This window comes from Nocardioides jensenii JCM 1364 = NBRC 14755 (genome assembly GCF_001552535.1).
Taxonomy (GTDB): Bacteria; Actinomycetota; Actinomycetes; order Propionibacteriales; family Nocardioidaceae; genus Nocardioides; species Nocardioides jensenii.
In genome coordinates this window covers 1-9,688 of the sequence record NZ_BCRJ01000152.1, presented here as the reverse complement: position 1 = coordinate 9,688, position 9,688 = coordinate 1, and the positions used below count along the sequence as shown (strand labels likewise).

10 protein-coding genes are annotated in these 9,688 nt (G+C 69.7%); 4 read left to right on the top strand and 6 right to left on the bottom strand.

All coding sequences use genetic code 11. From position 1 onward, the window contains the following. Window positions 1-54: 54 nt before the first annotated feature. From glmM to rplM, 3 genes are all read right to left on the bottom strand, one after another. Complete coding sequence (gene glmM, locus NJ4_RS24390) at window positions 55-1,404, bottom strand: phosphoglucosamine mutase (protein ID WP_067441916.1); 1,350 nt, start codon at window positions 1,402-1,404, stop codon at window positions 55-57. A gap of 122 nt (window positions 1,405-1,526) precedes the next feature. After that, window positions 1,527-2,036, bottom strand: a complete 510-nt coding sequence (rpsI, locus tag NJ4_RS24385; protein ID WP_082749121.1) for a 30S ribosomal protein S9 — start codon at window positions 2,034-2,036, stop codon at window positions 1,527-1,529. Window positions 2,037-2,056: 20 nt separating this feature from the next. Further along, complete coding sequence (rplM, locus tag NJ4_RS24380; protein WP_067441913.1) at window positions 2,057-2,500, bottom strand: 50S ribosomal protein L13; 444 nt, start codon at window positions 2,498-2,500, stop codon at window positions 2,057-2,059. Window positions 2,501-2,820: 320 nt separating this feature from the next. Between rplM and NJ4_RS24375 the strand changes: the two genes are divergently transcribed. The 3 genes from NJ4_RS24375 to NJ4_RS24365 all read left to right on the top strand — a co-directional run bounded on the left by NJ4_RS24375 (window position 2,821) and on the right by NJ4_RS24365 (window position 5,058). After that, window positions 2,821-4,140: a citrate synthase gene (locus tag NJ4_RS24375; RefSeq protein WP_067441909.1), complete on the top strand. Its 1,320-nt coding sequence runs from the start codon at window positions 2,821-2,823 to the stop codon at window positions 4,138-4,140. A gap of 61 nt (window positions 4,141-4,201) precedes the next feature. Then, window positions 4,202-4,480 carry a globin domain-containing protein gene (locus NJ4_RS24370; RefSeq protein ID WP_067441906.1) on the top strand — a complete coding sequence of 93 codons (279 nt, stop codon included), beginning with the start codon at window positions 4,202-4,204 and terminating at the stop codon, window positions 4,478-4,480. A gap of 47 nt (window positions 4,481-4,527) precedes the next feature. Then, the gene (locus NJ4_RS24365) at window positions 4,528-5,058 is read left to right on the top strand and encodes a DoxX family membrane protein (RefSeq protein WP_067441903.1); all 531 of its coding nucleotides are present in this window, start codon (window positions 4,528-4,530) and stop codon (window positions 5,056-5,058) included. A 60-nt stretch (window positions 5,059-5,118) separates the two neighbouring features. On the opposite strand, the gene NJ4_RS24360 is transcribed toward NJ4_RS24365, so the two are convergent. Further along, window positions 5,119-6,372, bottom strand: a complete 1,254-nt coding sequence (locus tag NJ4_RS24360) for an MFS transporter (RefSeq protein ID WP_082749120.1) — start codon at window positions 6,370-6,372, stop codon at window positions 5,119-5,121. Between the two features lie 62 nt (window positions 6,373-6,434). On the opposite strand from NJ4_RS24360, the gene NJ4_RS24355 reads away from it, so the two are divergent. After that, window positions 6,435-7,019 (top strand): MarR family winged helix-turn-helix transcriptional regulator, encoded by a 585-nt coding sequence (locus NJ4_RS24355; protein ID WP_082749118.1) that lies wholly within the window; start codon window positions 6,435-6,437, stop codon window positions 7,017-7,019. Here the strand turns inward: NJ4_RS24355 and NJ4_RS24350 are convergent. Next, window positions 6,965-8,665 (bottom strand): ABC-F family ATP-binding cassette domain-containing protein, encoded by a 1,701-nt coding sequence (locus tag NJ4_RS24350; protein WP_067441900.1) that lies wholly within the window; start codon window positions 8,663-8,665, stop codon window positions 6,965-6,967. The genes NJ4_RS24355 and NJ4_RS24350 overlap by 55 nt on opposite strands. A 91-nt stretch (window positions 8,666-8,756) precedes the next feature. Further along, window positions 8,757-9,688, bottom strand: a 932-nt coding sequence (locus NJ4_RS26165) for a hypothetical protein (RefSeq protein ID WP_169799330.1), incomplete at its 5' end; no start/stop codon positions are given.

The window sequence follows — 9,688 nt, the reverse complement described above, 5'->3', positions numbered from 1 at the left end:
CCAGGTGCCGGAACATCTCCATCGATGAGGGGACCGACGCGTGGATCAGCTGGATCAGAGCGAGAGGCGCGCGCGTACGACGTCCGCGAGCTGGTTCGCCACCGACGAGGCCTGGTCTTCCGTGGGCGCCTCGACCATCACCCGCACGAGCGCTTCGGTGCCCGAGGGGCGCAACAGCACGCGGCCGGTCTCACCCAGCTCGGCCTCGGCCTCGGCGACGGCAGCGGCCAGCACGGCGTCGTCATCGGCCCGCGCCTTGTCGACACCGGAGACGTTGACCAGCACCTGGGGCAGGCGGGTCATCACGGCCGCCAGATCGGCCAGGCTCTTGCCGGTGTCGGCCATCCGCTCGAGCACGTGGAGCGCGGTCAGGATGCCGTCGCCGGTGGTGGCGTGCTCGCTCATGATCACGTGGCCGGACTGCTCGCCGCCGAGACCGTAGCCGCCGGCCTTCATCGCCTCGAGCACGTAGCGGTCGCCGACCTTGGTCTGGCGCACCTGCACACCGTTGGCCTTCATCGCCTGCACGAAGCCGAGGTTGCTCATCACGGTGGCGACCACGACGTCGTTGGGCAGTCGCCCGGCATCACGCAGGGACAGGCCGAGCACGGCGAGGAGCTGGTCCCCGTCGACGATCTCGCCCGCTGCATCGACCGCGAGACAGCGGTCTGCGTCGCCGTCGAGGGCGAACCCGACGTCCGCGCCGTCCTTGATCACGGCCTCGCGCAGCGACTCCAGGTGGGTCGATCCGCAGTCGTCGTTGATGTTGAGACCGTCTGGTTGGGCGTGGATCGCGGTCACGTCGGCGCCGGCGTCGGCCAGCGCCTTCGGGCCGGCTTCCGCAGCGGCTCCCTCGGCGCAGTCGAGCACCACCCGGAGACCGGTGAGCGGGCGGGTCGTCGTACGCACGAGGTGGGCGCAGTAGTCGGCCACCGCGGCGTCGTACGTCGACACCCGGCCGACGGCGCCACCGGTGGGTCGCTCCCACGGCTCGCGCAGGCGCTGCTCGATGGCGATCTCGACCGCGTCGTCGAGCTTGACCCCGCCGCGGGCCAGGAACTTGATGCCGTTGTCGGGCATCGGGTTGTGCGACGCGCTCAGCATCACGCCGAGGTCGGCGTTCAACGAGCCGGTCAGGTGGGCGACGCCGGGTGTCGGCAGCACTCCGAGCAGGAGCACGTCGATGCCGGCAGAGGCGAGGCCGGCCACGACCGCCGCCTCCAGGAACTGCCCGGAAATGCGCGTGTCCCGACCCACCACGGCCACGGGGCGGTGCCCCGAGAACTCGCCGCGGTCGGCCAGGACGTGTGCAGCTGCCACGGAGAGGTCCAGGGCCAGCTCAGCGGTCAGATGACCGTTTGCCAGACCCCGGACCCCGTCCGTGCCGAACAGCTTTGGTGCCATCGCTCAAGACTCCTGGTCGCGTCGCTTGCCGGGGTGCATGGCAAGGCAGAGGAAGGACGACGGCCCGGGACGGGCCGTCGTCCGACGATAACGCCGCCAGCTGCCCGGCAAGCGTCGCGAGGTCAGCGCTTGGAGAACTGCGGTGCCTTACGGGCCTTCTTGAGACCGGCCTTCTTGCGCTCGATGACGCGGGCGTCACGCGTGAGCAGCCCGGCCTTCTTGAGCGACGGGCGGTTGGCCTCGACGTCGATGGCGTTCAGGGCGCGGGCCACACCGAGGCGCAGGGCGCCGGCCTGACCGGTGATGCCACCGCCGTGGATGCGGGCGATGACGTCGAAGCGACCCTCGAGCTCGAGGTTCGCGAACGGCTCGTTGACAACCTGCTGGTGCAGCTTGTTCGGGAAGTACGAGTCGAGCTCGCGACCGTTGACGGTCCACTGGCCGGTGCCGGGCACGAGGCGGACGCGGGCGACGGCCTCCTTGCGGCGGCCGGTGGCGTTGGCCGGGGCGATGGTCGCGGGACGCAGCGGGGCGTCGGCGGACGGAGCGGACTCCGAGGAGTACGCCACGCCTTCTTCGTTGGTCTCGAAGGTCTCTTCGACCTCGGCGGTCTCAGCCTGGTTCTCAGTCACGTTGATGTCCTTGTCTGCAATCACTGGGAGATCTGCGTGATCTCGAACGGCTTGGCCTGCTGGGCCGCGTGCGGGTGCTCGGGGCCGGAGTAGACCTTGAGCTTCTTCAGCATCTGGCGGCCGAGGCGGTTCTTGGGGAGCATGCCCCAGACCGCGTTCTCGATGGCCTTGCGGGCGTCCTTCTCGAGGAGGTCACCGATCGGCGTGGTGCTCAGGCCGCCCGGGAAGCCGGAGTGACGGTAGACCATCTTGTCGGTCTTCTTCTTGCCGGACAGGGCGACCTTCTCCGCGTTCACGATGATCACGAAGTCGCCCATGTCCATGTGGGGAGCGAAGTTCGCCTTGTGCTTGCCGCGGAGCAGCGTCGCGGCCTGGACGGCGAGGCGGCCGAGGACAACGTCCTGGGCGTCGATGACAAGCCATTCGCGCTGGATGTCAGCGGGCTTGGGGCTGTACGTACGCACGTAAGTAGCCTTTTCGTTCGTTGGGCCCGGACAGAGGTCCTGTCCGAGTGGTGGAGCTGCCTCTTCTGACGAACACTGCCCGGTTCCATTCCGTCCGGGTCTGCACCCCATGAGGGCGCGGCAGGAGAAGCGACAGTCAAGAGTAGGCGGCGCCCTCCCCCACGGTCAAAACGAGAGCCCACTGACGCCCACCCCGAGGTTACCGGCGGGTCAGGACCAGCATGGGGACACCGCGTTAGCGTGGAGAGCGCCGACGCAATAGGTTGGCAACCGACAAACAGACGAGAGTCCACGACACTCTTTCACTGACAGGAGCCGACGTGACCGACGTACCGGCCGCCGCTGCCAACGAGGCAGCCTCGCTCACCGTCCGCGACAACCGCACGGGCAGCGAATACGAAGTACCCATCACCGACGGCACCGTCAAGGCAGCCGATCTGGGCAAGATCCGCGTTTCGGAGGAAGAGCCGGGCCTGGCGGTCTACGACCCCGGCTTCGTCAACACCGCATCGTGCCGCAGCGCGGTCACGTTCATCGACGGCGAGAAGGGCATCCTCGAGTACCGCGGCTACCCGATCGAGCAGCTGGCCGAGAAGTCGAACTTCCTCGAGGTCGCCTACCTGCTGATCAACGGCGAGCTGCCCACCAAGGAGCAGTACGACAACTGGGAACACGAGATCACGTACCACACGTTCGTGCATGAGAACGTCAAGTCGTTCATGCACGGCTTCCGGTACGACGCGCACCCGATGGGCATGCTGATGGCATCCGTGGGTGCGCTTTCCACGTTCTACCCCGACGCGCGCAACATCACCGACCCCGAGAACCGGCACATGCAGATCGTCCGCATGATCGCCAAGATGCCGACGCTGGGCGCCTGGTCCTTCCGCCACGCCCAGGGCAAGCCGTTCGTCTACCCGGACAACGACCTGAGCTACACCGAGAACTTCCTCTCGATGCTCTTCAAGATGAGCGAGAAGAAGTTCGAGGCCGACCCGCGCCTGGTCAAGGCGCTCGACGTGCTGTTCATCCTGCACGCCGACCACGAGCAGAACTGCTCGACCAACGCGGTGCGGTCGGTCGGCTCGAGCCAGGTCGACCCCTACTCGGCCGTCTCGGCCGGCGTCTCGGCCCTCTACGGCCCGCTCCACGGCGGCGCCAACGAGGCCGTGCTGCGCATGCTGCGCCGCATCGGGACGAAGGAGAACATCCCCGCGTTCATCGAGGGGGTCAAGGCCGGCAACGAGAAGCTGATGGGCTTCGGCCACCGGGTCTACAAGAACTTCGACCCGCGCGCCACGATCATCAAGAAGGCCTGCGACGACGTCTTCGAGGTCACCGGGGTCAACCCGCTCCTCGAGATCGCCAAGGAGCTGGAGAAGATCGCGCTCGAGGACGAGTACTTCGTCAAGCGCAAGCTCTACCCGAACGTCGACTTCTACTCGGGCCTGATCTACGAGGCCTTCCAGTTCCCGCCGGAGATGTTCACGGTGCTGTTCGCGATCGGCCGTACGCCGGGCTGGCTGGCCCAGTGGCTCGAGCTGGTCCAGGACAAGGAGCAGAAGATCGCACGTCCGAAGCAGATCTACACCGGCGACCGGCAGCTCGAGTTCGTCGCGGCCTCCGAGCGCTGGAAGTGATCTGACCCAGCACCCCGACCCGGGCCCCGAACGCCGGCTTCACGCCGCGCGTCCGGGGCCCGTGGTCTGTGTCGGCGCGGTTGCCGTCCTCGGCGTCGCGTTCGTGGTCTGGAACCTCGCCGCGTCTGGCACCGCCCTGTGTGCGCCGCACTCCCTGCTGCAGGGCCATGCCGAGTACGGCGCCCGGCCCGTCGACCACGACACGGCCGGGGCCGCCCTGCTGGCCACTCTGGCCACGGGACTGGGTGCCACGTTCACCGACGAAGTCCGTGCGGCATGGACCCAGTGTCACGGCATCGTGGCCTCGACCATGCTGGCCGACCAAGCGGCGGTCGCCTGACCCCCGGGGAGCCCGGTGAGTCTTGTCCGTCGGGTAAGAATGTGGTCATGACTCCCGTGCGACTCATTGCCCGCCCACTGCTCGCCACCACGTTCTTCTTCGGCGCCACCAACGCACTGAAGAACTCCGAGGCGATCGCCGCCAAGGCCGCCAAGGTCACCGACCGGGTCGTGCCGCTCGCCCAGCGGGTCGCGCCGGGTGCCCCGGTGCCGACGAACCCGCAGACGCTCGTGCGCCTCAACGCGGGCATCCAGCTGGCCGCGGCCGCTGCCCTGGCGCTGGGCAAGGCTCCGCGACTCTCGTCGACCGTGCTGGCCGCCAGCCTGGTGCCCACCACCATCGCCGGTCACCCGTTCTGGGAGGAGACCGAGCCGGCCGCGAAGAACCAGCAGCGCCTGCAGTTCTTCAAGAACGCCGGCGTGCTCGGCGGCCTGCTGCTGGCCGGCGTCGACACCGAGGGCAAGCCGGGCGTGGCCTGGCGGGCCCGCAACGCGGCCACCACCGCCCGCAAGGACGCCCGCCGACTGGCCAAGGACGTACGCCGCGAGGCCAAGCTGGCCAAGGCCCAGATCTCCTGACCGTGTCGCGGACGCCCTGCGAACCGGTTGTTCCGACGACCGGGACGCGGGGCGTCGGGCTCAGGCAGGGTCGCTGACGACCTTCCGCTCGAGGGTGCGCACCGATGGCAGCAGGGTGGCCAGCAGTGAGCTGCCACCCATGATCAGTGCCACCGCGACCAGCCACCGGTCCATGCCGACCAGGACGCTGATCGGCCCGGTCACCACCAGACCGAGGGGTCGGGCCACGAATGAGCCCACCATGTCGAAGGCGTAGACCCGCGCCAGCTTGTCCTCGGGGATGTTCTGCTGGATCGAGAGGTCCCAGTTGACGCTGAAGAGCTCCAGGCCGAATCCGTGCAGTGCCGCGCCGGCGAGCAGCACGTAGAGGTTGTCCGAGAGCGCCATCGCGAGCGGGAACGCCGCGGTCAGGGACAACATCCAGGTGCCGGCGTACAGGCCACGACGAGGCCGCCACCGCAACGAGACCAGTCCGCCGAGGATGAAACCGGTCATCAGCGCGGAGAGCGCCCAGCCCCAGGCAGCCTCGCTCCAGGTGTCCTTGACCACGATGGGGCCGAGCACGCCCTGCACGCCGCCGTAGAACAGGTGGTAGAGCAGGGCTTGGCCGATCAGCAGCCACAGCCAGGTGTGCCGGAAGACCTCCGCCGCCCCGTCACGCAGCTCGCCCACCAGGGACGGCCGCCGGCCCGCACCCGAGACCACGCGCGGCACCCGGATCATGCTGAAGCAGATGGCCGCGACCAGGAACGTCGTCGCGTCGACCGCGATCGCCCACCCCGGGCCGAAGGCGGCGACCAGGACGCCGGCGACCGCGAAGCCGAGCACCTGGGCGGCCTGGGAGCAGAGTCGCCGCAGCGCCACCGCACTGGCCAGGTGCTCCTCCGGGACGGTCTGCCGGGTCATCGCCTGCGAGGAGGGGCCGCTCAGCGCCCCGAGGCAGCCGTTGAGCACACCGATGACCGCCACCATCGGGACGCTCGCCCAGCCGGCGACCAGGGTGACCGCCATCAACGCCTGCGTGGCCGAGGTGGCCGTTGCCGAGCCCTGCATCATCACCTGGCGGGGCAACCTGTCCCCCAGGACACCGCCGAAGAGCAGCGTGACCACCTCGGCCGCGGCGAAGGCCGCGACGACCAGGCCCAGCTGGGTCGCGCTTCCGCCCAGCTCCAGGACGGCGAACGCGAGGGCCACCGGGGTGATGGCGTTGCCGAACGCGCTGATCGTGGTGCCGGCGATCAAGGACCGGTAGGCGCCCGAGGACAGCGCTCCACGGAGTCGTGAGGGGCGTAGTCGGGTCGCGTTCTCGGTCACGCAGTGAAGATACTTCGCTGACGAACTATTCGTCAACGAAATAAGTTGGCTAGGCTGGGGGCATGCCCGCACTCCCCGAGGATGCAGCCGACCGTCACGTCGCCCGGTGGCGTGGCCACTGGGTGCTCGAGAACCAGCCGTACGACGACACTGTCGAGGCCGTCGTGACCCGCATGGGCTCGATCATGCGCCACCTGCGCGACCACAAGAAGTCGGCCGCGGTCAGTGTCGGCCTCGAGTCGCACGAGTACGAGACGCTGCACGCCCTGATGATCCGGGACACCCCGGGCACCGCGTCCCCGACGACCCTCGCCGACGAGCTCGGTCTCTCCCCGGCCGGGATGTCGGGGCGCCTCGAGAGCATGGAACGGTCCGGCTACGTGCGTCGTACGACCGATCCGGGCGACCGACGTCGGCTCGGCGTGGAGGCAACCGCCGAGGGCATCGACCTGTGGCGCCGCACGATGGCCGCGCGCGGCTCCGAGGAGGAGCGGATCCTCGGATCGCTGACTGCCCGGGAGCAGGCAACGCTGAGCCGACTCCTCAAGCGGATCGCTCTCGACATCGAGGCCGGGCCGACGGTCGCCGACGGTCAGCGGACGCGCTCGACCCGACCCTCGTCCCAGACCGGCCCGTCGGACTCGTAGACCGAGCCGTCCTGGCCGTAGACCAGGAACCGGTCGAACCCGCGCGCGAACCAACGGTCGTGGGTGACCGCGACGACCGTGCCCTCGAACGCCTCGAGCCCCTCCTCGAGGGCCTCGGCGGACTGGACGTCGAGATTGTCGGTCGGCTCGTCGAGCAGCAGCAGGGTGGCTCCTGACAGCTCCAGCAAGAGGATCTGGAAGCGCGCCTGCTGGCCACCCGAGAGGGAATCGAAGCGCTGCTCGGCCGCGTGGGCCAGCTCGTAGCGGTCCAGCACCCGGGAGGCCTGCTCCCGGCCCATCCCCTGACGGCCCCGGCCGTCGGCCTGTGCCTCGCCCCGGTGCAGGATCTCCACCAGGGTGCGCCCGACCAGCTCCGGGTGCTCGTGGGTCTGCACGAACCACCCGGGGCGCACCCGGGCACCGAGTTTGGCCTTGCCCCGATGGCGAACCGGTGCCACGGCAACCTCGCCGACCGGGCGGTGCTCGACGTCGGGGTCGGTGCCACCGGCGGCGAGCAACCGCAGGAAGTGTGACTTGCCCGAGCCGTTGGAGCCCAGCACGGCCACACGCTCGCCGTACCAGACCTCGAGGTCGAAGGGCTGCATCAGCCCGGACAGCTCCAGCCCCTCGCAGACGACCGCACGCTTGCCGGTGCGACCACCCTTGAGTCGCATCGTCACCTGCTGCTCGCGCGGCTGCTCCGTCGGCGGCCCGGCCTCCTCGAACTTGCGCAACCGGGTCTGGGCCGCGCGGTACTGCGAGGACATGCCGTCGTTGTACTCGGCCTTGATCTTGAGCCTGAGCACGAGCGCCTTGATCTTGGCGTGCTCCTCGTCCCAGCGCCGTCGCAGCTCCTCGAAGCGGGCGAACCGGTCCCGTCGCGCCTCGTGGTACGACGCGAAGCCGCCCGGGTGGGTCCAGACCCGGTTGCCGGCCGACCCGAGCTCGACCGTCACGACCCGCGTGGCGGTGTTGTCGAGCAGCTCACGGTCGTGGCTGATGAACAGGATCGTCTTCTCCGACTCGGCGATCCGCCGCTCGAGCCAGATCTTGCCCGGCACGTCGAGGAAGTTGTCGGGCTCGTCGAGCAGCAGCACCTGGTCGGGGCCGCGCAGCAGGTACTCGAGCACCAGTCGCTTCTGTTCGCCGCCGCTGAGCGTGGACAGGTCGCGATACTTCGCCCGGTCGTAGGGCAGCCCGAGCGCGGCCGTCGTGCAGACGTCCCAGATCACCTCGATGTCGTATCCGCCGGCGTCGGTGAAGTCGGAGAGCGCGGTGGCGTAGCGCATCTGCGTCTTCTCGTCGTCGACCTCCATAAGCGCCCGCTCGCACTCGTCCACATCGGCGGCCGCGGACCGCACTCTCGGAGGCGCGACCGACAGCAGCAGGTCGGCCACGGTCGGCGCCTCGGCCAGTCCCGCGTTGACCATCTGGCGCATCACCCCGAGGCCGCCGGTGCGGGTCACCGCGCCGGCGTGCGGGATCAGCTCGCCGGTGACGATGCGCAGCAGGGTGGTCTTGCCGGCCCCGTTGGCGCCGACCAGGGCCACCTTGGCTCCCTCACCCACCCGGAACGAGACGTCGTCGAGGAGCACCCGGCCGTCCGGGAGCTCGTACCTGACACCGGAAACGTCGACGTGGCCCACGGGGCGTGATTGTCCACGCCCCGCGGCCCACGCCGCAATCGGTTATCCCGCCGAGAACGTACGCCGTCCGGCGGCACCTGCGCGGGTGCTCTCAGCCGAGCGACATCGTGGCCGGGTCGAAGGCGTCGAGGAGTGCGTAGTCGATGCGGGTCGGGCCGGCGTCGGTGACCAGCTGCGCGCCACCGCACTTCTCGGAGGCCAGGTCGGCCAGTGCCACACCGTCGACGAGGATGCGCCGCACGGTCATCTCGGGCGCCCCCTTCGGCAGGGTGCAGCCGAGCTCGACCTGGTCGGCGTTCGGCAGGGCCACGGTGCCGGCCAGGATGCTGGTGATGTTGGCGCTCGGGTCGTCGGCGAGGACGCGGGAGGAGTCGAGCACCGGCGTGGTGCGGTCGGACCGGTAGCCGCCGATGACGTATTCGCACATCGTGACCTCGCCCTCGGCCTCGCCGAAGTCGGCCTTGCCGAACTCGATCGTCGCGGCGCAGCCGAGACTGTCGGTGGCCGTGATCTCGTGCGCGGAATCGACGATCTGGTCCAGGGTCTTCTGGTCGCCGGCCACCACGTCGATCGTGTTGCCGCCGAGACTGACCCGCTCGCCGACTCCGTCGCCCGCCACGAGGGCCTCCTTGGGCTCCCCGGCCAGGAACGTGACGCCCTGCGGGCAGCTGGCCTGATCGGCGACGTCGGGCTCGAAGTCGGCCTGGTAGCCGTCGCGGGCGACGTTGCCGGCCGGCGGGTTCGGTGCGCCGGGAATGCACAGGTCGTACGCCGACCCGTCGCGCCAGTCCCCGGGCACGGCGACCTCGACGTTGCGCCACGACTCCCAGCGCCACCCGTCGGGAATCGCCGGCAGGTCGGCCGCGGGATCCTCCACGGAGGTGCCGTCGCTCGGGTCGGTGACCGCGGAGCCGTTCTCGCGGGCACTGGTGTCAGGGTCGTCGTGGTTGACCAGGGTCAGGCCGAGCGGGATCGCGGCCACCACGGCTGCGGCGAGCACGGCGCCGCCGACGGCCCTGCGCC